Annotated in this window: 20 protein-coding genes; 9 read left to right on the top strand and 11 right to left on the bottom strand. The window is 65.1% G+C overall.

Going from position 1 to position 26,289, the window contains the following annotated elements; all coding sequences use genetic code 11:
• Positions 1-290: 290 nt before the first annotated feature.
• The 6 genes from BG83_RS0119005 to BG83_RS0118980 form a co-directional block, all read right to left on the bottom strand.
• Complete coding sequence (locus BG83_RS0119005; protein ID WP_024978183.1) at positions 291-1,853, bottom strand: SulP family inorganic anion transporter; 1,563 nt, start codon at positions 1,851-1,853, stop codon at positions 291-293.
• 125 nt (positions 1,854-1,978) lie between these two features.
• Complete coding sequence (locus BG83_RS0119000) at positions 1,979-2,623, bottom strand: carbonic anhydrase (protein ID WP_024978182.1); 645 nt, start codon at positions 2,621-2,623, stop codon at positions 1,979-1,981.
• Between the two features lie 383 nt (positions 2,624-3,006).
• Positions 3,007-5,040 (bottom strand): transglutaminase TgpA family protein, encoded by a 2,034-nt coding sequence (locus tag BG83_RS0118995; protein WP_024978181.1) that lies wholly within the window; start codon positions 5,038-5,040, stop codon positions 3,007-3,009.
• Between the two features lie 106 nt (positions 5,041-5,146).
• The gene (locus tag BG83_RS0118990) at positions 5,147-6,223 is read right to left on the bottom strand and encodes a DUF58 domain-containing protein (RefSeq protein WP_024978180.1); all 1,077 of its coding nucleotides are present in this window, start codon (positions 6,221-6,223) and stop codon (positions 5,147-5,149) included.
• Between the two features lie 12 nt (positions 6,224-6,235).
• Positions 6,236-7,198 carry an AAA family ATPase gene (locus tag BG83_RS0118985; RefSeq protein WP_024978179.1) on the bottom strand — a complete coding sequence of 321 codons (963 nt, stop codon included), beginning with the start codon at positions 7,196-7,198 and terminating at the stop codon, positions 6,236-6,238.
• 93 nt (positions 7,199-7,291) lie between these two features.
• Positions 7,292-7,954 (bottom strand): TetR/AcrR family transcriptional regulator, encoded by a 663-nt coding sequence (locus tag BG83_RS0118980; RefSeq protein ID WP_024978178.1) that lies wholly within the window; start codon positions 7,952-7,954, stop codon positions 7,292-7,294.
• A gap of 178 nt (positions 7,955-8,132) precedes the next feature.
• Between BG83_RS0118980 and BG83_RS0118975 the strand changes: the two genes are divergently transcribed.
• A complete protein-coding gene (locus BG83_RS0118975; RefSeq protein WP_024978177.1) occupies positions 8,133-9,431 on the top strand; it encodes an MFS transporter in 1,299 nt (432 codons plus the stop codon).
• On the opposite strand, the gene modA is transcribed toward BG83_RS0118975, so the two are convergent.
• The 4 genes from modA to BG83_RS0118955 form a co-directional block, all read right to left on the bottom strand.
• A complete protein-coding gene (modA, locus tag BG83_RS0118970; RefSeq protein ID WP_024978176.1) occupies positions 9,432-10,205 on the bottom strand; it encodes a molybdate ABC transporter substrate-binding protein in 774 nt (257 codons plus the stop codon).
• A gap of 108 nt (positions 10,206-10,313) precedes the next feature.
• Positions 10,314-11,192, bottom strand: coding sequence for a LysR family transcriptional regulator (locus BG83_RS0118965; RefSeq protein ID WP_024978175.1), 879 nt, complete (start codon positions 11,190-11,192; stop codon positions 10,314-10,316).
• Positions 11,193-11,242: 50 nt separating this feature from the next.
• Positions 11,243-11,677: a VOC family protein gene (locus BG83_RS0118960; protein ID WP_024978174.1), complete on the bottom strand. Its 435-nt coding sequence runs from the start codon at positions 11,675-11,677 to the stop codon at positions 11,243-11,245.
• A gap of 244 nt (positions 11,678-11,921) precedes the next feature.
• Entirely contained in the window at positions 11,922-12,500 is a 579-nt protein-coding gene (locus tag BG83_RS0118955) for a GNAT family N-acetyltransferase (protein ID WP_024978173.1), read from the bottom strand.
• Between the two features lie 134 nt (positions 12,501-12,634).
• Between BG83_RS0118955 and BG83_RS0118950 the strand changes: the two genes are divergently transcribed.
• The 4 genes from BG83_RS0118950 to BG83_RS0118935 all read left to right on the top strand — a co-directional run bounded on the left by BG83_RS0118950 (position 12,635) and on the right by BG83_RS0118935 (position 17,007).
• On the top strand, positions 12,635-13,177 hold the full coding sequence (locus tag BG83_RS0118950; protein ID WP_024978172.1) for a winged helix-turn-helix transcriptional regulator: 543 nt from the start codon (positions 12,635-12,637) through the stop codon (positions 13,175-13,177).
• Between the two features lie 170 nt (positions 13,178-13,347).
• Positions 13,348-14,184 carry a GntR family transcriptional regulator gene (locus BG83_RS0118945; protein ID WP_024978171.1) on the top strand — a complete coding sequence of 279 codons (837 nt, stop codon included), beginning with the start codon at positions 13,348-13,350 and terminating at the stop codon, positions 14,182-14,184.
• Between the two features lie 100 nt (positions 14,185-14,284).
• Positions 14,285-15,511 (top strand): MFS transporter, encoded by a 1,227-nt coding sequence (locus BG83_RS0118940; RefSeq protein ID WP_024978170.1) that lies wholly within the window; start codon positions 14,285-14,287, stop codon positions 15,509-15,511.
• A gap of 191 nt (positions 15,512-15,702) precedes the next feature.
• On the top strand, positions 15,703-17,007 hold the full coding sequence (locus BG83_RS0118935) for an MFS family transporter (RefSeq protein ID WP_024978169.1): 1,305 nt from the start codon (positions 15,703-15,705) through the stop codon (positions 17,005-17,007).
• 190 nt (positions 17,008-17,197) lie between these two features.
• On the opposite strand, the gene BG83_RS0118930 is transcribed toward BG83_RS0118935, so the two are convergent.
• Entirely contained in the window at positions 17,198-18,127 is a 930-nt protein-coding gene (locus BG83_RS0118930) for a type III effector protein (protein WP_235193224.1), read from the bottom strand.
• 640 nt (positions 18,128-18,767) lie between these two features.
• On the opposite strand from BG83_RS0118930, the gene BG83_RS0118925 reads away from it, so the two are divergent.
• From BG83_RS0118925 to BG83_RS0118905, 4 genes are all read left to right on the top strand, one after another.
• On the top strand, positions 18,768-21,077 hold the full coding sequence (locus tag BG83_RS0118925) for a TonB-dependent siderophore receptor (protein ID WP_024978167.1): 2,310 nt from the start codon (positions 18,768-18,770) through the stop codon (positions 21,075-21,077).
• 414 nt (positions 21,078-21,491) lie between these two features.
• Positions 21,492-22,757 (top strand): hypothetical protein, encoded by a 1,266-nt coding sequence (locus BG83_RS29550; protein WP_024978166.1) that lies wholly within the window; start codon positions 21,492-21,494, stop codon positions 22,755-22,757.
• Between the two features lie 69 nt (positions 22,758-22,826).
• Complete coding sequence (locus BG83_RS0118915; RefSeq protein ID WP_024978165.1) at positions 22,827-24,029, top strand: hypothetical protein; 1,203 nt, start codon at positions 22,827-22,829, stop codon at positions 24,027-24,029.
• Between the two features lie 109 nt (positions 24,030-24,138).
• Positions 24,139-26,226, top strand: coding sequence for a hypothetical protein (locus BG83_RS0118905; protein ID WP_051541515.1), 2,088 nt, complete (start codon positions 24,139-24,141; stop codon positions 26,224-26,226).
• The last annotated feature ends 63 nt before the right edge of the window (positions 26,227-26,289 follow it).

Genomic DNA, 26,289 nt, shown 5'->3' with positions numbered 1-26,289 from the left:
TTTAAAAATGCGCTTGATAATGCGCACTTTTGCCTGATTCGATCCTTTATCGGTGCGCCATCCGAATCACTGGATAGCGCGTTCAAATTAAGTCTATTAACCGAGTCGATAGCAATTGCAAACATTGTCAAACGCCGGCGATCCCTGGTCTGAAGCCAACTAGGCCCAGGGCATCGCCACCAGACGAAGTGCCACCGTGGCGCAAACGTTCGCCTTGCAGCAAGATTTCCGGATTATGTTTGGAGGCAACACTCCAAATTACCCAAAATGGGTTAAACGGCGAACACACGTTATCTGGCTGCGGTACGCAAAAATGGCAGGCGCGGCATGCGAAGCCCCGGAGCGCGCTGTGGCACGGTCGCATCAAAGTGATGACGTTCGATCACGATGCCGCGCGCCGGCGCCGCCTCGATGAAGTGCTCGACCATCTCGCGCACGTCGGAGTCGATGTAATCCGCTCGGGCACCGTCGACGATGAGCGTGGCGTGGTCCGGCACCTGCGCCAGATAGCGCTTGAGCGGCACCTTGCCCATGAACGACACATCCTTGCGGAACGACAGCAGGAAGTGGTCGTGATGGCGCGCCATGACAATCGTGCGGCGCAGGTTGGCGCGGATCGCCAGCGCGATGCTCAGCGCAATGCCGATCACGATGCCGATCAGCAAGTCCGTCAGCAGCACCCCAACGATGGTGGCGATGAAGGGTGCAAAGCGATCCCACCCCTGCCGCGCCACCGCCACGAACAGCGACGGCTTGGCCAGCTTGTAGCCGGTGAAGATCAGGATGGTGGCCAGGCACGCCAGCGGAATCAGATTGACGATGGTGGTGAGCGCAAACACGCTCGCCAGCAGCAGCACACCATGCACGACGGCTGACCAGCGGCTCTGCGCGCCGGCGTGCACGTTGGCCGAACTGCGCACGATGACGGACGTGATCGGCAGCCCGCCAAACAGGCCTGCCACCAGGTTGCCCACGCCCTGCGCCTTCAGCTCGCGATCCGGCGATGCGGCACGTTTCTTTGGGTCGATCTGCTCGACGGCCTCCAGGCACAGCAGCGTCTCGAGGCTGGCCACGATGGCCAGTGCCATCGCTACGCGCCAGACATCGGGATTGCCCAGTGCCCCGAGTGCGGGCGACTCAAGCGCATCGAGAAACGCCCCGAACGAAGCCAGCGACGGTAGATCGACACGATGCTCGGCCGGCACTGCAATGCCCGGCGCCACCACCTCAAGGAGCAATGTCACGCCAATGCCGAGTGCCACCACAACCAGCGGCGAAGGCAGCGCGCGGACCAGCGTGAATCGCCGCAGCATCGGCGTATCCCAGCCGATGAGCACGGCGGCTGACAACAGCGTCACCAGCAGCGCCGTCAAGGACATCGACCCCAACGGTGTGGCGACCATGCCCGCGCCGGCCGCACCATCGGCCCCTGCCAGCCCAAGCGCCAACGGCACCTGCTTGATGATCAGCAGCAGCCCGATCGCCGCGAGCATGCCCTTGATGACCGACGACGGCACATACGCCGCAAAGCGCCCGGCGCGCAGCATGCCGAACACAAACTGCAACGCGCCCGCCAGCGCCACGGCCATCAGAAACGCCGAGAAACCGCCCAGCTTGGCAATGCCGTCCACGACGATCACGACGAGGCCCGCAGCCGGGCCGCTCACGCTCAGTTGCGAGCCGCTGAGCAGCGCCACCACCAGACCGCCGATCATGCCGGAGAGCAGCCCGGCAAGCGGGTCAACGCCCGATGCATTGGCAATACCCAGGCACAGCGGCAGGGCGACAAAGAACACGATAAGCCCGGCGAGCATGTCGCGCGGGAAGAATGCCGGTGAGGTTGGTGTTTGCATGGTTGTTGGAGTTGTATGAATTACGCACGCGCGAACGCCTGCCTGCGGGCGGGGCACCGCCGGCATGCGTGAGGAGAGAAAACGTCGGGAAACGGCGGCGGCCGCAAACGCCGCCGCCGATCGGGTTAAGCGATGGCCTCGGCGGGCATCAGGATGTTGCCGCGGGTGGCGTGTTCCGCATCAGGATCGCCCGAAGCCAGCACGCGGATGTGCCCATCGGCCAGGCCGAAGATCCAGCCGTGTATGCGTGGCGGGCGTTCTGCCTCGCGCACGATGGCGCTCTCGCGCAGGCAGCGCACCTGTTCGAGCACGTTGAGTTCGGCCAGGCGATTGACGCGTGCATCCAGATCGGACACGGCATCGAGTTCCGTACGGTGACGGCCGGCCAGCGCGCACAGCGGCGCAATGCGGCGCGCCACGTGCGGCAAACCATCGGGCGGCGGCAGCAGCGATGCACGTACGCCACCGCAGCCGTCATGCCCGCACACGATCACGTGCGCGACCTTGAGCACGCGCACCGCATATTCCAGCACGCTCATCGTGTTGTCGTCCGCCGGACAAACAAGATTGGCGATATTGCGATGGACGAATAAATCGCCCGGGTTGGAATGCGTAATGGTTTCAGCGGGCACACGGCTGTCTGCACAGCCGATCCATAACACCTGGGGTTGTTGGCCTTGGGCCAAACGTGAAAAGAATCCGGGATCACGTGCGGCAGTTTCGTGCGCCCACGCGACATTCTCGACAAGCATGCGTTTCGGTCGATGCATTGGTATGGCTCCTGCGGAATCTGCGAGACCGCTGCAGGCCGGAAACCCAGTTGGGCGGGTGTTCGCGACAACGTTGCAGTGCAGCGGAAACGTTACGAAAACCATCGTATGAGAAAGGTTCCCGCTGTGCCAGTGAGGGTATCGACGTCAAATCGGATCGAATATGCACCGATAATGCGCACGCCCTGCACGACTGTGTCGCACCGATTATCTGCAATCGGGAAACTGCGTGCAGTTATTCCACTGCCCAAGTTATCTATCCGAAATATTTAATTCCTGGATCGGAAAATATTCCATCACAGGTGAATGACCAGCACCCTCGATCAACCACGTGGGTGCCCGCATTTGGGGCACGTTTTCTAAGCCGATCAACAGCTTGCGCGTTAGCCCAGGCGAACTTGCGCAACCGCTTCGCGCCATTGCGTGAACCGCTGGGCACGCGCTTGCGCATCGCCATCGTCGCGTCCGTAGCGCAGGGCGACGTAACCGGCGGCTGCATTGCGCAACGCCTGAGCCGCGTGCGGAAACTGCGCGGCGGCACGCTCGGCATAGGCCGTCGGGCCCTCTGCCGGACCGCGCGCGCAACCATGCCTTGCCAGCCGGTCACACAGGCGCTGCCACTGGGCCTGCACCGGGTCAGGCTTGGGCTTGCGCTGCTGCCACAGCAGCGGCAGCGCAGCGAGCAGGAACAAACCCGACACGCCCCACAGCACCGCGCGGGGGTCCGCTGCATCCAACCCAAGCCACGCAAACAGGCGCGCCTGGCGGCTGCGGTCGTAGCCGAGCACCCAACTGTTCCAGCCGCTGATCAGGCCATCCAGCCCCCAGCGCACGCTGCGCAGCCAACCCGGTTCTTCTGCGCGGCGCGAGCGGAATTCGCTGGCGGGCACGGCGGCAGCCAAGCCACGTTCAACGCGTTGCGGCGCGACGGCGGCGGTTGGGTCCACACGCACCCAGCCGCGTCCGTCGAGCCACACCTCAGCCCAGGCATGTGCATCGGACTGGCGCACGATGATGTCGCCGCTCATGGCATTCACCTCGCCGCCGAGGTAGCCCACCACCACGCGCGCCGGCACACCCGCCGCGCGCATCAGGAAGACGAAGCTGCCCGCGTAGTGCTCGCAGAAGCCACGGTGCGTGCGGAAGAGAAAATCATCGATCTGCTGATCCTGCAACGGCTCCGGTTCAAGCGTGTAGGCAAAAGGTGCGCGGCCAAACAGCTTGAGCGCCGCCGATACGCGCTCAGGCGGCGGCAGCTCTGCCCATTGCGCTGCCAGCGCACGCGCTTGGCCGTTGCCCGGCGGCAACGCCAGCGCCATCTGCTGCGTAAGCGGGTCGAGCGGGCGGGGGGCGTCCGCGCGATTGCGCTCCGGCAGCCGCGAGCGCGCGTGATAGCGCACGCGCTGGTCGAGCGGCTGCGTGCTGATGAATTCGCCGTCGATGCTGCGGCCGGTGCCGTCGCGCGCCTCGATCGACTGGCCGCGATCGAGCGCAAACAGCCAGCGCTGGCGCGTCGGTTCCAGCGTGATGTTGTAATCGAATACGCCCGGCGCGCCGCTCATTGCGTCCGCAGAATTGGGTACGCTTTCCGCTGCGGGACGTTGCCGCATCGACGCAGCCGTCCACGCTTGGCCATCAAAACGCCACAGCACCATGCCGCGCCAGTAGAGCGTGTCGAGCGGTGGCGGCACGCCGGCAAAATCGACACGGAAGGCAAGATCGTCGGAGAGGATCAGTTGACCGACGGAGCCGGGCGCCATGCGGTCAGACAGGCCGCTGACGGCGGTGTCGGCAGTTTGCGGCAGGCGCCACAGCGGATGATCCAGCCGGGGGAACAGCAGGAACAGCACCGCCGCGCACGGCAACCCCATGAGCACCAAACGCGCCAGCACACGCGCGGGGGATACGCGCGTACGCGCCTGCGGATGCAGCAGCAACAGCCAATTGCGCAACAGCAGCGCCACGGTCGCCAGCATGGTGGCGGCCAGCCAGGGCGGCTGGTCGAACAGCCCCTGCGAGAGCAGCAGGAAACAGCACAACTGCGTGACGAGCACGCCGTTGCGCACGGTGTGCGATTCCATCAGCTTGAGCACGAGAAACGCGCCAAGCAGCGCCACCGACAAGTCCCGCCCAATGTTTCCGCCGGTGCGCATGGCGAGTGCCAGCGTCACGACAAGGGTGGCCACGCCCGTCAGCCCCAACAACCACTTGCCCGGCAACGGCGCGCCCCGCACCCACAGCAGCGCGCGCCAGAGCAGCAGCACGCCGAACACGGCGCAGGTCACCAGCGGCAGCGCACGCAGCAGCGGCACAAGCACGACAGCAAGCTGCGCGATCAGCCAGCCGTGCTCGCGATGGGTCAGCGCGCGGGCCGAACCGAAGGCGGCCGCTTCGGTGCCGATGATGGCAGTGGTCATGTGGCCACCTCCCCGCGCATGTCGATCGTCCGAGCCGAGTGGTGTCGGTGGCCGGCGGCATTCGCGGCCGTGCGCATCCCCGCTGCGCGGGGCCCCTGCTTACTGCTCATGCCGGCCCCTCTTCCGGCATCGCAGGCTTACCCCACAACGCCAACGCACGCAGACATGCGTCCCGATGCGCAACACCTCGCGCCGGGCCAATGACAGTGCCCGGCAGGCTCAGCGTGTATTCGGGTTCATCGCCGGCGGGGGCGTGCTCGGCGGCCAGCACCCACGCGCACAGGCGCGACAGGCGTTGTTCCACGTTCATCGAGGGCGGCAGCGCTTCCCACGCGAGCACGCATTGCGCGTGGCGGACTTGCTGGCCGGTGCGGCTCATCCACGTGTCGAGCCGCGCGCTGTGCTTCCAGGCAATGCTGCGCAGTGCGTCGCCGGGGCGGTACGTGCGCAATTGGTCTGCGGCTTCTTCGACATGGGTGCGGGCGGCGCGCGTGTCGTCTTCGTCGCCAGGGTCGGGCGCAAAGCTGGCGGGCAGCGGCGGCGCGGAGGGTTCCGGTGCGGGATAGACCAACAGCGTGAGCGGCGCATCGGCATAGCTCCACGCGCGAAACAGGCCGAGCGGAAAACGCGTCGACACCGTCAGGCGCGGCAACTTGAACCAACCGCGCGGCTGATCGGCGAAAGACAACGCGGCCACGATGGCGTCTTGCGCGTCGAGCGATGTTTCCACCGCGGCGGCTTGCGCGGCGCTCACATCCACACCCACACGCGCCCATGGCGTGACATTGGCCAATGCCACGCCAACATTCAACGCATGCCCGGCAAACACGGCATCGCCCGCCGCGCCGCGCACTTCCAGATCAACGAGGTTGCGATGTGTCTGCCACATGGCGGACGCTGCCACGCCGGCCAGCACGAAGGTCAGCAGAAAACCGAGGCTCACGTTGTAGTTGAGCGAGGTGAGCAGCATCACGACCAGCAGCAACGCAAAGCCGCCGCCGGCCGCAGTGGGCAGGATGTAGACGTGATTGCGGTCCAGGCGGATGCGGCCTTCGCGCGGCTTGCGCGGCCGTTGCAGAAAGCGTTGCACACGCGAGCGCGCAAAGCGCACGCCGGGCAGCATCGCCAGGCCCGCACCGAGCACACGCAGCGGCGCCAACAGCAGAGACGTGAACCGCGCCATGACGCCGCTTACTTAGGGAATAGCGACCGTGTCGAGCAGCCGCTGCGCCAGCGCGGTGGCCGACAGCGTGCCGCCCGTGGGCAACAACCGGTGCGCCGCCACGGCCTTGAATACGGCTTGCACGTCTTCGGGCAGCACGGCGTCGCGGTCATCGATCAGCGCCCAGGCACGCGCCGCCGCCAGCAACGCCAGCCCGGCGCGCGGCGACAGACCCATCTGCACCTGTGCGTCGGTGCGCGTGGCGTTCACCAGCGCGAGCACGTAGTCGACCAACGCCGGCGCCACGTGTACGGCATCGGCGGTCGTCTGCAAGGCGATGACCTGCGCGGCGGTCAGCACCGCTTCAATGTCTTGCGGCGCACCACCCCCAAGGTACAACGCACGTTCCGAACCTTGATCGGGATAACCCAGCGACAGCCGCATCGTAAAGCGATCCAACTGCGATTCCGGCAGCGGATGCGTGCCGATCTGGTTCAGCGGGTTCTGCGTGGCAATCACGAAGAACGGCTCGGGCAGCGGATACGTCGCCCCGTCATGCGTGACCTGCCCTTCGGCCATGGCTTCGAGCAGCGCGCTCTGCGCCTTGGGCGTAGCGCGGTTGATTTCGTCGGCCAGCACCACCTGCGCGAACAGCGGCCCGGGGTGGAATTCGAATGCGCCCTTCTCTTTCACGTAGATCGATACGCCGATCAGGTCGGTGGGCAGCAAATCGCTCGTGAACTGCACGCGCTGGTATTGCAGCCCGAGTGTGCGGGCCAGCGCATGCGCCAGCGTGGTCTTGCCCACGCCCGGAAGGTCTTCCAGCAGCAGGTGCCCGCGTGCGATCAGACACGCCAGCGCCAGGCGAATCTGCAGCGGCTTGCCGAGCACGATGCGATCGAGCGCGCGTTGCGCCTGCGACAGCGCAGCCGGCAACGTGAGCGCCGTAGCGGGTGTCGTACGAACGGGAGACAGCGGGGCTTGGTTGGGCGTCATCAAGGTGCGGCCGAAGCAACAATGCCAGCGAGTGTAGCGGCATCGCACGACACCCGCGCGCCCATCTCTCGTGTGCGTGAGTGCGCTACAACATCAGTCCGGTTTGCGCGCGGGGATAGCCGCATCGAGCAACACGCGTGCCGTGCGCGGCAGGCTCTTGATGAGGCGCGGCGCATCGGTGCCGAAGGTCTGGCTGGCGGTGTAGGCGCCTTCGATCAGGAAGGCCAGGTCGTCGGCCAGCGCATCGGGATCGCTCGCACCGGCGGCTCGGGCGCGGTCACGCAGGCGGGTGAGCAGCAGCGCCTTGTTGCGCTGGACAAACTGCCGCGCCGGATGCGTCATGTCCGGAAACTCCGCCGCCACATTCACAAACGGGCAGCCCCGGTAGCCGGGGCGCGAAGCGCGCTCGGAGACATCGATGAAGAACTGCAGCAATTGCGCGCGCGCATCGTCCGGGTGCTTGGCCACGCTCGTGTTGAAGTAGCCCCAGAAGCTCTCATCGCTGCGCTCCAGGTAAGCGATGACGAGATCGTCCTTCGACTTGAACTGGCGGTACAGGCTCATCTTGTTGACGCCGGCCTTCTCCACCACGGCCTCGACGCCCACGGCCCGCACGCCTTCGTAGTAAAACAGTTGACGAGCCGCTTCGAGCAGGCTGGCGTGAGCGTCCTCGCCGCTGATGCGACGCGGCGTCGGCTTGGGTTGCTCAACGGTGGTGGAAAGCGCGCGAGGTCCGCGACGATTGAGGGTGGCCATGGTGGTGCTCCTGCAAGCGCGGTTGGGCACAAACCCCCAGCCACGCCGGTGTCATTCGAATGCTGCTTGACATGTTACCGACCGGTACCTACTATCGCAACCACGTTGTTACCGACCGGTAACGAATGCGATATTGTCGCCCCAACAAGAATCAAGAATCGAAAGAATCGGACAGCCCATGCAGCGACTTGCCCGCCTCATCGCCCCCCGTTTTCACTACAGCTGGCTTGCGCTGGCGGTGGTGTTCCTGATCCTGCTATGCGCGGCTGGCACGCGCGCCACGCCCAGCGTGATGATGCTGCCGCTCGAGCACGAATTCGGCTGGAGCCGCAGCACGATCTCGCTGGCCATCTCGATCGGTATTGCCCTGTATGGGCTGACGGGGCCGTTTGCAGCGGCGTCGATGCAGTATTTCGGCATCCGCCCGACGGTGCTCGGCGCGCTGGCGGTGCTGATTTCCGGCACGGCACTCTCGGCGATGATGCACGAGCCGTGGCAGATGGTGCTGCTGTGGGGCGTGATGGTAGGCGGCGGCACGGGCGTGGCGGCCATCACGCTGGGCGCGACGGTGGTCAATCGCTGGTTCACTTCGCATCGCGGGCTGGCCATGGGCATCCTGACGGCCAGCTCGGCCACGGGGCAGCTTGTGTTCCTGCCGATGATGGCCGCAGTGGTCGAGAGCTACGGCTGGCGCCCGGTGGTGCTGATCGTGGCCGGCGCGCTGGCGTTGCTGTTGCCGGTCGTGTGGATGCTGCTGCCGGAATCGCCCAAGAGCGTCGGTCTGCGCACCTATGGCGAACCCTCCGATGCGCCGGAAGTCGATCCAGGCCCGCGCGCCAACCCGATCACCCTGGCCATGCAGACGCTCGTGCAGGCGGCCCGCAAGCGCGATTTCTGGCTGCTGTTTGCCAGCTTCTTCATCTGCGGTGCGAGCACCAACGGCTACATCGGCACGCACTTCATCGCCATGTGCGCAGACCACGGGTTCTCTGAAGTGAAGGGCGCGAGCCTGCTCGCGGCGATGGGGATTTTCGATCTGGTGGGCACCACGCTGTCGGGCTGGCTGTCCGACCGCTACAACAGCCGCGTGCTGCTGTTCTGGTACTACGGCCTGCGCGGCCTGTCGCTGATCTACCTGCCGTATGCGTTCGGCTTCGAGTTCTTCGGCCTGCCGGTGTTCGCAATCTTCTACGGTCTGGATTGGATTGCCACCGTGCCGCCCACCGTGCGCCTGACCAACGACGTGTTCGGCAAGGCCGCGGCGCCCATCGTGTTCGGCTGGATCGTCGCGGGGCATCAGTTGGGCGCGGCATTCGCCACGCTGGGTGCGGGCATGATGCGCGCTTCGCTGGGCAACTACACGCTCGCTTCCATGATTTCGGGCGGGCTGTGCGTGGCGGGCGCCTTCCTGGTGCTGCGCATTCACCGCACGCCCAAGCAGGATGCCGAGCGCGCGGGCCAGCCAGCTACCGCGTAATCAAGGTTTCAGGAAACCGTACTTGGCCAGCACCGCCTGGCCGGCGGGCGACAGCACATACGCCACGAAGTCGGCCGCCGGTTGCGGCTGCTTCGTGCCCGAGGTCACGGCGATCGGGTACGTGAGCGGTACATTCAGCGGCACGGGGCTCGCAACCTTCACCTTGTCAGCGGCGATGGCGGCATCGGTGGAAAACACCAGGCCGGCCTCAACCTCGCCTCGCGACACATAGTCCAGCGCCTGCCGCACGTTCTGCGCCAGCACGGCCTTGGCCTCCACCGGCTCCCACAGTTTGGCCGCTTCCAGCGCACGCTTGGCATAGCGGCCCACCGGCACCGACGCCGGATTGCCGATCGCCACACGTTTCACTTCGGGCCTCGTGAGATCGGCCAGCGCATGCACGGGCACCGTGCCCGTGGCGGGCACGATCAGCACGAGCTGGTTGGCGACAAAGTCGTGGCGCGTCTCGGCCTTGATGACTTTCTCGGCCACGGCCTTGTTCATCGCCTCCTGATCGGCGGAGGCAAACACGTCTGCGGGGGCGCCCTTCACGATCTGCTGCATCAGCACGTCCGACGCGCCAAAGTTAAGCACGACCTTGGTGTCCGGATGCAGCACTTCGTACTGCTGCGCGATCGTCTTGAAGGCGTTGGTCAGACTGGCGGCCGCTGAAACAACCAGGTCCGCCGCATGAACGGGCGCGGCCAAACCCAGCGCCAGCGCAGCGACCAGACCAATGGCGCGCACGTGCGCGCGCAGCAAGAAGCGTTGCATGAAGAACCCGGGAAAGTGGATGGATGACCGGCCGTAATATACGAGTCGATATAACGCTCGGTCAATGCGCTACCTGAATGCCGGATATCACGCTCTGGTCATGCGGCTTCAGGTGCGATCGGCTCGCGCGGCTTCGCCAATGCAATCGGCAAGCCGCCCCGCAATGGGCTGGCGGCTGTGGCGGGGGCGTTCGATTAAACCGATCTCGCGGTAGAACGTGTCGTCGCCCAGGCTGATGGCACGTGTGCCGGACGGCCAGGTGGCTTGCGCGGCGGTCTGCGGGGCAAGTGCGACGCCTTGCCCGCGCGCGACGAGCTGCGTCATGCCTTGCAGCTCGTCGAGTTCGATCACGTCGCGCGTGGTGATGCGCTGGTCGCGCAGGAACTGATCGACGCGACGGCCGCCGAACGAGCGGCGGTCGTAGCGGATGAACGGTTCACGCGTGAGTAGCGCGCGCCAGTCGTCGCCGGGCATGCTGGCGGGCACCAGCAGCACGAACGGCTCGGCCACCAGCGTGCGCCATTCCAGATCGGCCGGTACCGCAAACGGAGGGCGGATCAGCACGGCTAGGTCGATCTCGCCGGCATCTACGAGGCCGAGCAGGTCAAGTGAGACACCCGGCAGGATGCGTGCGCGGCAATGCGGGAATTCGCTGCGAAATTGCACCAGCGCATCCACCAGGAACGACGTCTGCACCGAAGCAATCGCCCCGATACGCACAAGGCCGCGCTGCTCGTTGCCGCCGGCCTGGTCACCGAGACGGTCGTACAGCGTGACGATGTGCTCGGCCAGCGCCAGCGCATCGCGCCCCGCGGCGTTGAGCGTTGCCGAGCGGCCCGTGCGATCGAAGAGCGGGAAGCCGAGCGAGGCCTCCAGACGTTGGATCTGCGCGCTCACCGCCGACTGCGTCAGGCCGATGCGATCGCCCGCGCCCGCAAAGGTGCCGTGCCGGGCAACGGCGATGAAGGTCTTGAGTTCTCGAAGCATGGAGCGCGCGCGTCAATGGAGAAGCGCAAGGATACGCGCGCCGCGCCGGCTCACTTGGCAAACAGCGACGCCATGTTGGCAAACGCCTTTATCTCCATCGCGTTGCCCGACGGATCGAGAAAGAACATCGTGGCCTGCTCGCCCACTTCACCTTTGAAGCGGATGTGCGGCTCGATGATGAACTCGATGCCGGCGGCACGCAGCTTGTCGGCGGCAGCTTCCCATTCGGGCATCGACAGCACTACGCCGAAATGGCGCACGGGCACGTTGTCGCCGTCGACGGCGCTGGTCTTGCGATGGCCGATTTCGTCCGGCGCCAGATGGGCGACGATCTGATGGCCGTAGAAATTGAAATCCACCCAGTCCGGCGAACTGCGCCCCTCCGGGCAACCGAGGATGTCGCCATAGAAGGCGCGCGCCGCGGCAATGTCGTGTACAGGAAAAGCCAGGTGAAACGGGGCAAGCACGGGTGTGACGTCGCTCATGGTGTGGGGGCAAAGGCGGCAGTGATTGAACAAGGCGGCACCGGCACGCAGGTGGGGGGCACCCACGCACCAGGCCACGCGGATGAGTCTATGCGTATCCATTCATCCACAAAAGCGATGATTTTTTGCACTGAGCACCATTAATATCGATTGATTGACCAAAAAAAACGCCGCTCAACGGCGGCGAAAGAGACACACGGTAGGCGCGCCTGCATGGGGTGCAGACACGCAAAACTCGGACGATTCAGGCGAAAACGAACGGCGTCATGACCGCTTCAACATCGGCCAGCGGCAGGCGCACAGTGCAGACGGTGGCATCGCCCGGCACATTGGCAACGCGGAAACCCGCATCACGCGCCAGGCTGATCATGCGGCGGTTGATGGACAGCACCTCACCGAAGACCTCCCGCGCGCCGGACACCCGGGCCGCACGGACCAGCGTGGCGAACAAACGCCGCCCGACGCCCTTGCCCTGCCACGCATCGGCCACAAGCATTGCAAATTCGGCCACACCGTCTTCCACGACGAAGCGGCCATCGGCGATCAGGTCTTCGCCGGTGCCGTCGGGGCGCGCCACGCTCACGACCAGCGCCATGTGGTTCACGTAATCGATTTGCGTATAGGCGGCAAGCATCTCGTCGGTCAGCCGGCCCCCGCCCACCAGGAACCGCGCATAACGCGACTCGGACGACAGCCCTTCGACCAGAGCGGCCTCAAGGGGCGCGTCTTGCGGCAGAATCGGGCGCACGGTGGCGATGGAGCCGTCGTGCATGGTCCAGCGGTCGATCCATTCGGCGGGGTAACGGTGGATGGTGTAAAGCATGGGGATCTCCTCACGCGATGGATCGTTGTTATTGACCGCCAGCACGGGATCACCGCCTGACTTTCTAATTTGAAGCTAGATTAGCAGAAACCCTGACTTTTGCAAGTAAAGTCAGAATTGACTATGCTTTTGCCATGAGAATTCCGGAACCCTTCCCCGTCCCAGCGGCGTCGGAGCTTGTGACGTCGATGGAAGAGCCCTGCTCCATCGCGGCCGCCGTGTCGATCGTCGGCGAGAAATGGACGTTGCTCGTGCTGCGCGAAGCGTTCTCGGGCGTGACCCGGTTTGATGAGTTTTTGCGCCGCACGGGGTGCTCGTCGGCGATCCTGTCGTCGCGGCTCAAGGCGCTGGTGACGTACGGCATCCTGCGCCGCGTGCCGTATCAGGAACCGGGCGACCGCGTGCGCGATGCCTACCGGCTCACGCGGGCGGGCGTCGACCTGCTGCCCGCCATCGTCGCGCTGATGCAATGGGGCGACCGCTACCTCACGCCCGACGGTGAGGGCCCCATGCTGTTGCGCGACCGCGAAAGCGGCACGCCGATCCACGTGGCGCTGGTCAATGCGCTGGGCGAGCCGGTTGCGCCCAAGAACTCGATGCGTGAGCGCAATCCCCGTTATGGGCAGGTGGGAAATCCTGCTGCCAAGGCCGCGGATACGCCGTCAGACAACGGGTAACACACAACTTTACAGGCCTGGAAAAACGCCCTATCGTCGCGGATGAATGGGCAAATGGCCGCGTTCGGCCCGGCTTTCCAACGCATCCCGCGCCTTGCCCCATCGCTTGATGGCCGCCCCTCCTGATTTCGCCCTCGACCTCGCTGCTCACGTCCGGAACCACGACCGCCATGCCTGATGCCGTGGTACCGCTCTACCACCAGATCTACGTCGTCCTGCGCCAACAGATTCTTGAGGGCCGGTTCAGTGACGGCCCGATGCCGGGCGAAATCGAGCTGGCCCGCCAGTTCGGAGCCTCGCGCGTTACGATGCGGCGCGTGTTCGACTACCTCGTCAAGGAAGGTCTGGTGCGCCGCCATCGCGGCATGGGCACGTTTGTCGTCAAACCCGATGACCCGCTGACGATGGGCGGCGGCGCCCAGACGCTGCTGCAGAACATCATCGACGTGGGCGAGCGCACCTCCGCCGTCGTCGTCGAATTTGAAGACGTGCTGGCCCCGCCCGACGAGGCCAAATGCCTGGAAATCGCACCCGGCACGCCGATCAAGAAACTCGTGCGCGTGCGCCACCTGGAAGACACGCCCATGGCGCTGATCACCACGTGGCTGCCGCTAGACGTAACAAGCAAGCTCACGCTGGACCGCCTGGCAAACCAGTCGCTGCTGCGGCTGATCGAGGGCTCGGGCGTGCGGATCGATCGTGCGTCGCAGGTGGTGTCTGCCCGTTTGGCCGATGTGGCGACGGCGCAATATCTGGATGTGACAGTGGGTGCGCCGCTGCTGTCCGTTCAGCGCATCGTGCGCGAGATGAGCGGGCGGCCCGTGCAACTGCTGCAGGGCCTCTACCGACCAGACCGCTACGAATACCGCATGGAGCTGTCGCGCGTGGGCGAAGACCGCGCTCGCCTGTGGATCGACAACGCCGGCCACGACGTGCAGGGCGGCCACAGCGAAGACGTGGAAGAGGCCCCTGCCTCAGCGCCCAACCCCGCCGGACAGCGCGCCTGACACCACCCCCAGCAAGGTTATTGGCCGCCAGCAAGCCCAGAGGAAAGTTGTTAGCATCGCCGCTTCGCTGCGATGCAGCAATTTCCTCCATGAGGTTTCCATGTCGACCTCGCCTGCGTCCCCAACGCCCGCCACCGCCGCCACCGCTTCAGCCGCACCTGACACCCAAGGGTTGATCCGCCTGCTCACGGCCGGTGCGGGCATCAGCGTGGCATGCATTTACCTGAACCACCCGTTGCTCGGCCTCATTGGCCGCGACCTCGCCATCGCGCCGCACGCGTTGGGCGTGTTGCCGACGCTCACGGCGGCGGGCTATGCCAGCGGCATCTTTTTCTTCGGCCCGCTGGGCGACCGGTACGACCGTCGCATCGTCATCCTGTGGAAGGCGGTGCTGCTCACGCTGGCGCTCATCGCCAGTTGCCTTGCGCCCAACCTGCCAGTGCTGGCTGCGGCGGGCTTTGCAGTGGGGCTGTCGGCCACCATCGCGCAGGACTTCGTGCCCAGCGCTGCGGCCATCAGCACTGACCACAACCGCAACCGCAACATCGGCACGGTGATGACGGGGTTGCTGATCGGTATCGTCAGCTCGCGCGTGTTCAGTGGCATCGTGGCGGACCACTTCGGCTGGCGCGCGGCATTTGGCGTGTCGGCGGTGGCGATTGTCGGGCTGGCGATTGCCGTGCGCGCCGCCCACTTTGGTGTGGCGCCGCCCTCCGCCACCATGCGGCAGCCGTACCTCACGCTTCTGCGCTCTCTCGGCACGCTGTTCGCCCAGCACCCGCGGCTGCGCGCATCGGCCATCACGCAGGCGTTCATCGGCATTGCGTTCTCGGGCTTCTGGTCGACCGTGACACTGCATCTGACGGGTTCGCTCGGCCTGTCGACGGGGCAAGCGGGTCTGCTGGGCCTAGCCGGCGCAGCGGGCGCGCTGGGTGCGAGCATTGCGGGGCGATTGTCAGGCCGCGTTGCGCCGGGCCACATCGCGGCGGGCGGCGCGTTGCTCATGGCAGTGACGTTTGCCGCAATGTCGCTGTTCCCGCAATCGCTCATCGCCATCGTGATCGGCACGCTCGTCTTTGACGTAGGCGTGCAGGCAGCGCTGGTGTCGCACCAGACCATCATCTATGCGTTGGCACCCGAAGCGCGCAGCCGCATCAACGCGGTATTCATGACGGCGCTGTTCATCGGCATGTCGGTGGGCGCGTATGGCGCGAGCCTGGCGTGGACAAGCGCGCGCTGGACCGGACTGATGGCGTTCTGCACGGCGGCTGCATTGGTGGCGCTCGGGTTGCGCGTGGTGTTCAACGCGCGGCAGGGGGCGCGGTAAGCCGAATCGGCCGGGTACGCGCATTGAGCGTACCCGTTTCTGCGTAACCTCAGCACGCCCGTTCCACACCTCCCGCAACACACCATCTCATCGATCGGGGCAATTCCGGGGCGCGACAATCCGCGACATGTCGCTACAATTCTGAGGGTCAGCTTAGGCTGCCCACAGAACAACCACACCGAGACGCCCTCATGGATAGCACTGCAACCCCGCATGCGGTTGACCCGCACGACACACGCCGCCGCATCTTTGCCATCGTCGGCGCGTCGTCGGGCAACCTCGTCGAATGGTTCGACTTTTACGTCTACGCGTTCAGCTCGCTGTACTTTGCGCCGGCGTTCTTCCCCAGCGGCGACCGCACGACGCAACTGCTGAACACGGCGGGCGTGTTTGCGGCTGGCTTCCTGATGCGTCCGATTGGCGGCTGGCTGTTCGGCCGCATTGCCGACAAGCGCGGCCGGCGCACGGCGATGATGATCTCGGTGCTGATGATGTGCGGCGGCTCGCTGCTGATCGCGGTACTGCCGACGTACGCGCAGATCGGTGCGCTGGCCCCGTTCCTGCTGCTCGTGGCGCGGCTGTTCCAGGGCCTGTCGGTGGGCGGAGAATACGGCACCAGCGCGACCTACATGAGCGAGGTGGCGCTGAAGGGTCGGCGCGGCTTCTTTGCCTCGTTCCAGTATGTGACGCTGATCGGCGGTCAGTTGTGCGCGGTGCTCGTGCTGGTGATCCTGCAGCAACTGCTGACGACGGCCGAGCTGAAAGCCTGGGGCTGGCGGATTCCATTTGTGGTTGGCGCGCTGACGGCGCTGATCGCCCTGTACCTGCGTAAATCGCTGCACGAAACGCAGACCACCTCGGCACGCAAGGCCGAGCACGCGGGCACGATCCGCGGCGCCTGGCAGCACAAAGGTGCGTTCCTGCGCGTGCTCGGCTTTACCGCCGGCGGCTCGCTGATCTTCTACACGTTCACGACGTACATGCAGAAGTACCTCGTCAACACGGCGCACATGGACACCAAGACCGCCTCCAACGTGATGACGGGTGCACTGTTCGTCTACATGGTGCTGCAGCCGGTGTTTGGCGCGCTGTCCGACCGCATCGGTCGACGCAATTCGATGCTGCTGTTCGGGGCCCTTTCGGTGCTGGGGACGGTGCCGCTCATGAAGGCACTGGCCACGGTGTCGAGCCCGCTCGCTGCCTTCGGCCTCATCACGCTGGCGCTGGCCATCGTCAGCTTCTATACGTCGATCAGCGGGCTGATCAAGGCCGAGATGTTCCCGCCGGAAGTGCGCGCAATGGGTGTGGGCCTGTCGTATGCGATTGCCAACGCGGTGTTCGGTGGCTCTGCGGAATACGTGGCGCTGTGGTTCAAGCAGGCCGGCACCGAATCGACGTTCTACTGGTACGTGACGGCGCTGTGCGCGGTGTCTTTCGTCGTGACGTACTTCATGCCAGACCCGAGCAAGGAAGGGTATCTGCGCCACGAGCCGTGATGGCTCGTCGCTGATCGATGCACGCTGGGGCGCTCTGACTCGGTAGAGCGCCCTTTTTCATGTCCATTTCAATAAGCGGTCTTGCCCGTCGCCTGGCTGATTCGGCACGCAGCCCCTGGACAGGAAGTCGGCAAGCGTATTAGGGAATACCGACGCCACAGATGCTGCGATGGGACGCTGCGTCCTACCCTTAGACGGCAGCGTGCGCACCAAACCGCTGGCGAATCAGCTCCGGCGGATAGCGATAATTCCAGCGCAACTCGGCACCGGCGGGCACGCGTTCTGTCGCAAAGAAGGCGCGGATGGAAAAGCGTCGTCCGCAACGCGAAGTCGCTTCAAACACCGCAGCCTCCATGTTGTAGCCGGACTCCGCCTGCCGATCCGCCTTGCCGCGTTCGTAAGCAAAGATGGTGTTGGCCATCGCCAGGATGTTTTCACCGTCGACCCACGAATCGATGCCGCCAGCGCTGGTGCTCAGCACGAAGGAATCGTCGAGGCAGGTGTAATAAGTGGCAGGCGTCAGGAGCCGGCCACCGTAGACGCCAAGGCATTCGCCCACGGCAATGTCCCGGGCGGCAAATACACCACGCTCGCCAATGAGTGCCTCCTCGCGCGCGTCGCGTAGGTCAGCGCGCTGCATCCGCCGGCACACAAGCGTGCGTTGGTAAAGCGCGCCACGCAGACTGGGCACCACATCGGCCTGCAGATACGGCCATACGGCGTCTGCGGGGTAACGCTCGAAGCGGTCTCTGGATCGCCCGGTCGATTCCAGCGTGGTGATGAGAACGGGCTGCTCCATTTCATCGCGAAACGGATAGCGGCAGTCGACCTCGGGCGAATACGCGAGTCGCGCAATGGCGTACGTCTGCTTGAATGCCTGCGTCTCCTCTCGAAAGGCCTGAGCGCACGTCAGCACGGCGAGGTCGTCCGGTTCTTCGGACACCAATTCCAGAATTTCGGAGCGCAGCGCCTGCGCGGCGTCGTAGAAGCGCTCGTGCCGCGCGGCAAGTCCGCTCGTCTGGGCTGCCTGTCGGAGCGACGAGCGAATACGATCGGCCAGCGCATCGGCAGAGCAAAACGTTGATGACAGCATAAGCACCACAGCGGAAGAACGAGTCACGGACGGCGACAACCATAGCGGCTGGCCGCCGCATGGCGGCGCCATGGCGCGAAACGAACCGTTGCGAGGCGAAACGGGTCGCGCCAATCGAATTCCTTTCGCAAAGGAAAAAGGTCGCCCGATCTGTCGCCGCGTTGAGCTGCGCCGAGGAACTGGCGTCAAGCGTCTCGGCGGGAATCCCCCCCCACTTCGGAGGGGAAACGTGGCACGGTTCCTGCGTAATTCGCGTCCGTTTCACGACAATAAAAATACGGGTGGGGTATGAACAAGAAGCGGATCCCGTCGATCGCACTGGCGAAATGCGCACGCCAGTTCGGCATGGGTGTACTGAGACAGCGCGCAAGCCGTGGGGCGCATCCGCGCTCAACCGAGGCTTCTTTCCGGACACATCGCGGTACTGCCTTGACCGTAGCAGCGACGGCCTGCTCGACAGCATGTGCATCCATCGTGCCGCTCTGAGCGCCAGGCACATCGTGTCGCCGGTGAACATCTGCTTTCGGGAGCGCGCTTAGCCGTCAGGTCCGCCCCCCCCTTCTGCGATACCGCAGAACGCCCTGGAAATTCACCCGCAGGTTGCGCGGACGCGTTTCGTTCTCCGTCCTTTCCAGACCTTCGCCGCACAGTGACAGCGCTGTCCCTCATGACGCCCTTGCCTTTTACCTTGCTCCGCCTCCCTGGCCTGGCCGCCGTGCTGATCGGACTGTCGATGGCGCAGCAGGCGCATGCCTTGGCGGCTGACGAACCCCAGCGATTGCGTATCGAGCGATCAACGCTCGAGCATGTCCTGATGGAAATCACACGGTTGAGCGGCCAACCGGTGTCGTTCGCATCCAGCCTTGTGAAGGACCGCATGGCCGGCCCCATCGACGGCACGATGACGGCAGCAGATGCCGCCCGGCTGGCACTGCAAAACAGCGGGCTCGCGCTCTCTGTGCTGCCTGACGGCACGCTCACCGTCGTGGCGGCCGGCAACGCTGGCACCCCCGACTCGCTACCGCGCGACATCGGCTCGCTACCGCCATCGGAAGTCCATGGCGCAGGCGATACAGGGTTCGCAGTGCTCTCCAGCAGTGCCATCACCCGCGTGGAAATGCCGATGACGAGCATGCCGCACGCCGTCAATACGATCACGCGTGGTCTGTTGGCCAGCCAACAACCGACCTCATTGAATGCGGCACTGGCCCAGGCCGGCGTGGCATCGGTATTGGCTGACCCGACAGCACCGCCCCTCTACGCCATCCGCGGCTACCTGACCAACACAATTTCGGTGGATGGCCTGCCTGACAAGCTCGCCTCGCTGCGGCCCGTGGACGCACTGGAAGAGATCGACGTCATCAAAGGGCCGAACGCAGACGTGGCGAGCGTCACCATGGCTGGCGGCGCCATCAATGCCAGCCTGAAGGCGCCAACCGCCGTCGCGCAGCGCAGCATCGCCATGGAGATCGGCTCGCACACCGAACGTAAGGTGGTAGCCGACCTGGCCGGCGCTATCGGGGCCAACGGGTTGTCTTACCGCATCGTCGGGCTCAATGACACGACGGCCGACAGCGATGCCGGATACGCGGGCCACCGCGTCAGCTACGGCCACGCCGCGCTGGGCTGGAACGACAGCGCAACGAGCGTTACCGCCGGCATCGAATCGCTCACCAGCCGGCAGCCCGTGCCGCTCGCCACCTTTGCGCTGGGCGGCGCACCTGCTCGCGTGCCCGTGCAGCTTCCCTTCGGCAACGTAGACGACCGTGTGGAAGGCAGCGGCACGCGGGTCTACTACACGGCCTCGCGCAACTTGACCGATGACTGGGCCATCCATTCGCGGGCGAGCTATGAATCCGTGAGAGAGGAATCGGCCCAGTGGGACCTCGGATCGGCCTCGTCGTATAACGTCATGCCCAACAACACGATCTGCGGGCTGCGTCACACAGAGAGCCACCTCTGGGCCATGTCGAACGAGCTGACGGGCACCCTGTCGCACCACGCCGTGCGCCACACGTTCACCCTCGGCTGGGAAGAGATTCAGGAGCGGCAGAACCTGATCAAACCGGGGTCGGTCGCACAAGTCACGCAAGACCCTTTTGCGCCTGTACCGCTGCCGGCGGCAACGTTCATTCCGGGCAACCGGTTGTCGCAAACGTTGCGGCAATCGATCTTCCGGCTGCGCGACCACGTCTCCATTGGCGACAGGTGGGAAGTGTCGGGGTCCATCCGCGCGAACAACTACGTCGCCCTGCTGCCCCATACGCAATTGCGAGGGGTTGCCTGGACGCCCGCCGTGGGCGTGCTCTACAAGCTCACCCCCAGCACGGCGTGGTTTGCCGACTACATGCGTGGCTTCCAGATCAACACCGGCTACTTCTATGACGGCACCGGCACGCAACCCGAGCGCAGCCGCCAGGTCGAAACCGGCCTGCGGTGGGAAAACGCCCACCACACGCTGACGGCACAGGCAGCCCTCTACCGGATCGACGCAAAGAACGTGAGCCTGGCCGACGTGTCGCACCCGGGCTACTACACGCAACTGGCCGAACAAACCAACCAGGGCGTGGAACTGTCGATGCAGGGCACGGTGGCGCGCGGCTGGGAGGCGTCGCTGTGGTTGTCGGCCTCTCGTATGTCGGCAAGGCTACCGGGCGGCTACGTACCAGGCGTGCCAGCCCGAAACGCCTCACTCTGGACGACGTACACCATCCAAAGCGGCGTGATCGCAGGCGCCGGCGTGGGGCTTGGCATCAGCGCGCAAGGCCGGGCCGATGCCCATGGGGATGTCTCTTTCCGGGTGCCCGGCGCCGTGCGCGTCGACAGTAGTCTCTTCTGGCACCAAAAGGACTGGCGCATCGACGTCTTTGCCCGCAACCTGTTCAACGTGCGCACGTACGGCAACACGCTCAGCAGCAGCTACATCCCGATCCTGCCTGGCCGCACGCTGGCGCTGCGCGTCACGCACAACTTCTGAAACCCACTGTCGATTGGTCCGCCGCATGCCCTAACACGGCGGCGCGCGCGTGAGTTTTGCCTTCTCTCACCTCCCTCTGGCCTGCGATTTCGTCTCGGTGATCAGCGCTTCGGCCTTGCTGCATCGCCTGATGGCCGACATTCCCTAACGTTCCACCAAAGTCGCCCGACATGCCATTTCGCTTTGCGATCGGCGTGCCGGCACGCGGCTGCCCAGGGCTGCGCGGCCCGGCACGGGCAGAACGCGCAGGGCCATGCCGGCCCCGCGACCCGAACCGGAATCGGAAGCGATTGCCGTGCCGCCGTTTCTCTGCAGACGTCGGTCGTGCGGCGTTTCTCTCCTCTCTGTATCGGCATGCGTCCAGTCAGCGGCCTGGGCGGTGCCATGCATCACGCCTGCCCACTGAGGTGACACATGAATATGAAGGTCCAAGACAACGCTTCACTGAATATCTCGACCCAGCTCCAACTGGATCAGCCCGGCAAACAGAACCAGGCCGAAAGCCCGCTGCAGCATCTCGTGCAAGACATCCTGAAGGTGCTTGAAGCCATGCTGCGCAACGCCACCGCACAAGGCGGCGCCAATGCAGGTGCCGGCGGTGGCTCGGGTGGCCCAGCTGGCGGTGGCGCCCAGGGCGCGGGTGCTGCGCATGGCCCGTCGGCAAGCCAAGGTGCGCAAGGCGCCCAGGGTTCGCAAGGCGCGCAGGGTGCCAGCAAGGGCCAGCAAGTTGGCGATGACAACGGGGGCGACTCCGGTAGCCAGGACCCGATGCAAGCGCTCATGAAACTGCTGGAAGACCTGCTGAAGTTCATGAAGCTCAGCGAGCAGATGCAGCACAAGCTCGACACGGGCGAAGGCGCCAAGGGCGTCGATGGCGCAGGTGGTGCCAACGGCGGCAAGGGCCTCAATATGGACGACATGCTCCAGATGCTCGACGACGCGTTGCAACTGATGCAGCAGCAGATGATGACGAACGCGTTCGGTGGTGCCGATGGTGGTGCTGGCGCGGGCGCGGCAGGTGGTGCTGGTGGTGGTGCCGGCGCAGGCGCGGCAGGTGGTGCTGATGGCGGCGCCGGCGCGGGCGCGGCAGGTGGTGCCGATGGCGGCGCCGGTGCTGGCGACGCTGGCGGTGCCGACGGTTCCAACAGCACAGGCGATGCCGGTGGCGCCAACGGCGCTGACAACACGGGCGATGCCGGCGGTGCAAACGGTGCCGACGGCTCCAGCGCAGCCGATGGCGCAACGGGCGCGGACAACGCCAACGGTGCCGAGGCCAGCAGCCAGAAGAGCAACGACTCCATGATCGAACAACTGCTGAAGGTGTTGGACGATCTGCTGAAGATGCTGGCGCAACAACAGCAACAGGCGCTTGGCGGCGATCAGACGCAAGGCGGCGGCGCTGGCGCGGGTGGCGCAGGCAACGCTGGTGCGGCCGGTGGTGCAAATGGTGCAGGTGGCGCAGCGGGCGGCGGGGCAAACGGCGCGTCCGGTGCATCCGGCACGCCGAACACCTCCACGACGGATGGCGCAAACGGCGCAGACGGCAGCAGCAATGGCACCAACAGCCCCATGGCCCAGCTCGAGACACTGCTCAAAGACATGATCAAGGTGCTGGAGCAACTGCAAGCCCAAAAAGCCGGCGGCGCGCAACAGCAGCAAAACCACGTGCAAGGCGCCTAAGGCCAGGCTCGTCAATCCGACGGCCGGCAACGGCCGTCATTTTTGCTATCCCAAGCAAGGAGACTCACCATGAGTATCTTCAGCAAAATCAAGCACGCCTTTCAGCACTTGGGCGATGACATCGCCAAGGTCGGCAAGGGCATCGCCCACGCCGCCGAGAGCGTAGGCAAGAACCTCGTCCACGACGTGGAAGCCGTTGCCAAGCAAACGGCAGCCATGACCAACGATCTGGTTCATCTGCGCATTCAAAAAGCGCTGCACGACGCCGTGGGCGTTGGCGAAGCCACCTTCAAGGGCTTGCGGGATCTGAATACCGCGGCCTTCGACGTGGCTGAAAAATCGCTGGAAAACGCCCATCTGAGCAAGGGGCTGGACAAGGCCCTGAGCAAGGTCGACAAGGCCCGCGGTTTCGTCAACGACATCGCTGACCGCACGGTCAAGGGCATCGGTGACAGCGTCAACGGTTTCGCGGACAGCAGCATTGCCGCCGCAAAAGCGGCTGCGCATGGTCACTTTGGTGAAGCGCTGGGCGATATCGGCTCAGCCGCTGGCAACGCCGCACAGTTGGCCTCGGACCTGACACCCGAGGGCCTCGCCGCCAGCGCTGCCGTGGCAACACTGCAGAAGACGCACCTGGGCGGTACGGTGGTCGACTCTGTGGTGGAAGGCGCTCTGACCGGCGGCCGCAGCGGCCTGAAGGATGCGGTCAAGCTTGCTGCCAAGGAAGGCACCAAGGCCGAGGCCGGCGTACAGGCACAGAAACTGTTCGACAAAGTGAGCGACAACGGCAATGGCACCGGCGGCATGCTACTCGGCGCTGCTGCCGCGGGCGCTGGCGTGGCGGGAGACTTCCATGCCTCGCGCAAGACCCGTCACGCCATGCAACCTGAAGCCCACCACACCGGCACGCAACATCAAGCCGTCGCGGACGACCACGAAGGCGCCAGCCGCAAGGGCAAGAAGAAGCACGAGGCCGAAGTCGACTCCAGCAACGGCAACGGCAACGGCAACGGCAACGGCAGCAACAAGGCTCAACCCAACGGCGCCGACCCCACCGGGCAGGATGCGCTTCTGGAGCTGCAACTTCTGCAACAGCAGTCCGCGCATCAACGCATGCTGAACGCCATCAAGTCGAACGGCAACGACGACGATGATGACGATGGCGACGACGTCACCTCCAAGGCCCCCGTATCGGCGCCGCAGTCCTCCGGCTCGAGCCAAGTGAGCGCTAGCGCCAACGTCAGCACGTCGACGCATAAGAAGGCCGCATAAGCCACCGCGTGCGTTTGTTTGACCTCGGCCCCACGCGATGTTGGCGTGGGGTCGTTGTTTTCCACCATCGGTGCGACGCCACTGTCGCGCCTCCCAGACTCGAATTTCAATGCCTTCGATCAATCCATTCCGCCGCACTTCGCAGGCTCCGGCCGCAGATTCCACTCCAGCGCGCAGCAACGTTCCCGCCTACGCCACGCCCCCGCGGCAAGAGCCGGCACGGCAGCCCCGGCGCGGCGGTATTGCCGGATTGTTCGGGCTGCGCCGCTCGTCTGCCAATGCCGGCGGGCCTCCCGCTGCCCGCCCCAACATCAGTGCCGGCACACCAACTGGCGCATCGCGCACAGCGCCAAACAGCCCGCTCCATGCACGTGCCCCGGCACCCGAAATCCCGCTGCATGGTGAGGCCGCCGTGAATGCGCGCATCGCCGGTTCCGGTGTCCGCCAGGCCCTGGAAGCATGGCACGCGCAGATGCATGCCCGGATAGCGGACTACCGCCCGGCAAATCCGCCTGCTCACTTCAATGCGGCACGACAGCTCGACGTTGCACTGACGCACATCGAAGACGTAGCGCGAGGGCGTCGAGAGCCCGCAGACAAGATCGAGCTGAAGACGACGCCCGTGCTCCATCTGCCGGATCTCGTTTCCGACATCGCGCACCTGAAGGCCCTTCACCTGTCGGACTGCGATCTGCGCGAGTTGCCGCATGATCTGGGCAACCTTGGCATGCTGGAGACGCTCAAGCTGCACGACAACCAACGCTTGCACGCAATGCCCGATACGCTGGGGCAATTGTCGAGCCTGAAACATCTTGAGATCGTGGGAAGTGGCGTGCGCGAGTTGCCGGCCATGCACGGTCTGGCGAACCTGGAGCACCTTGCCATCCAGCATTCACCGCTCACCCAGTTGCCGCGCGACATTGGCAATGCACGCAAGCTGAAAACGCTGTCTCTGGCACACACCTACCTGCGCGAGGTGCCGGGCAGCATCGGCAATCTGTCGAAGCTCACCGAACTGAACCTGCACGACAACGTGGGCCTGACTTCGGTACCCGATTCCATTGGACAACTGCGTCATCTGAAAACGCTCGACCTCTCGCACTGTCCGCAACTACGCGCCGTGCCGGCGTCCGTCGGAAACCTGCGCCAACTCAAGACCATCGATCTGCGTGGCTGCACGGGGCTCACGATGCAAGGCCTGCCAAAATCGCTCATCACCCCGATGCCCGGCCGCAAGGTGCACTTTCCGGAACATCTGCGCACCGAAATCGGCAAGGTGCGTGAAGAATGGGCGATGAAAAACGCGCCTCGCCTTCAACTGCTGCACGCCGACATCGAGCGCAAGAACGAAGAGATGGAAAATGCCGTCTTCGGTTCGGCAAGCGGCATGAATGACGGCCAGTTGGTCTCGGTCGCGTTTCGACTGAAGAATGCCCATGACCGGCTACCCGAAGTAAGGAATCAGGCCCTGCGGAATCCGACGGCCGTGCAGGCCGAATCGTCTACCGCCATGCGGCAGGCATTGGCCAACGCGTTCAACGTAGAGCCCGATCGCGAGGTGTCCGCACGTTTGGCTACCGCCGCGCGTGCGCTGCCGCGCGCCCTGCAGCATGAACTTGCCGATCTGGTGGCCTCCAGCGCGGGGCGCCAGCTGGTGATCGCCATTGGCGAAGGCGCGTTCGGCGTGCGCGGGTCCAGCCGGCTGCAACACATGCTTCCGGCATTCGCGCAGAAGATTGCCAGCCACGCGCAGATCCAGGAGTTGCGCGAGCAGGCACGACGCTATCCGTCGACCCACCCTTCGCACCAAGTCGCTGCACAGCTGGTGCCGATTGTTCAGCAGTTGTGGACCGCCACGCAGGCGCAAGCCACACTCGCGGCGCTTGCACAGCCGTTGCAGACAGAACTGAAACCGCTGCTGGCATCAGAAGCTGGCCGCCAATTCGTATTGGACCTCAGCAAAGTGGCCGAGGGCGCCAAGGGAACGAGTACGCTCAGGCGTCTTCTGCCGCAATTGGCGACGCGGATTGCGCACGACCCGAATGCGCAGGCTCTCCACCGGTTGGCACGGCAGGATCAGCATGGCACCGCAGACGAACGCCGCGAAGGTCTTGCGCTGGCATTGCTTCCTATCGCCCAGCACCACTGGAATACGCTTGTGCAGGAAGGCACCGCGGGGCCGTCAAACCGCCCCTGACCGCGCGGCTGGCGGGCACGAATGACAAAGCCTCCCTTAGGGAGGCTTTGTCGTGACGACATC

The sequence above is a fragment of the Ralstonia pickettii genome, assembly GCF_000607165.1.
GTDB lineage: Bacteria > Pseudomonadota > Gammaproteobacteria > Burkholderiales > Burkholderiaceae > Ralstonia > Ralstonia holmesii.
Note: the sequence above shows the minus strand (reverse complement) of the source record. Positions and strands in the feature narration are given on the sequence as shown.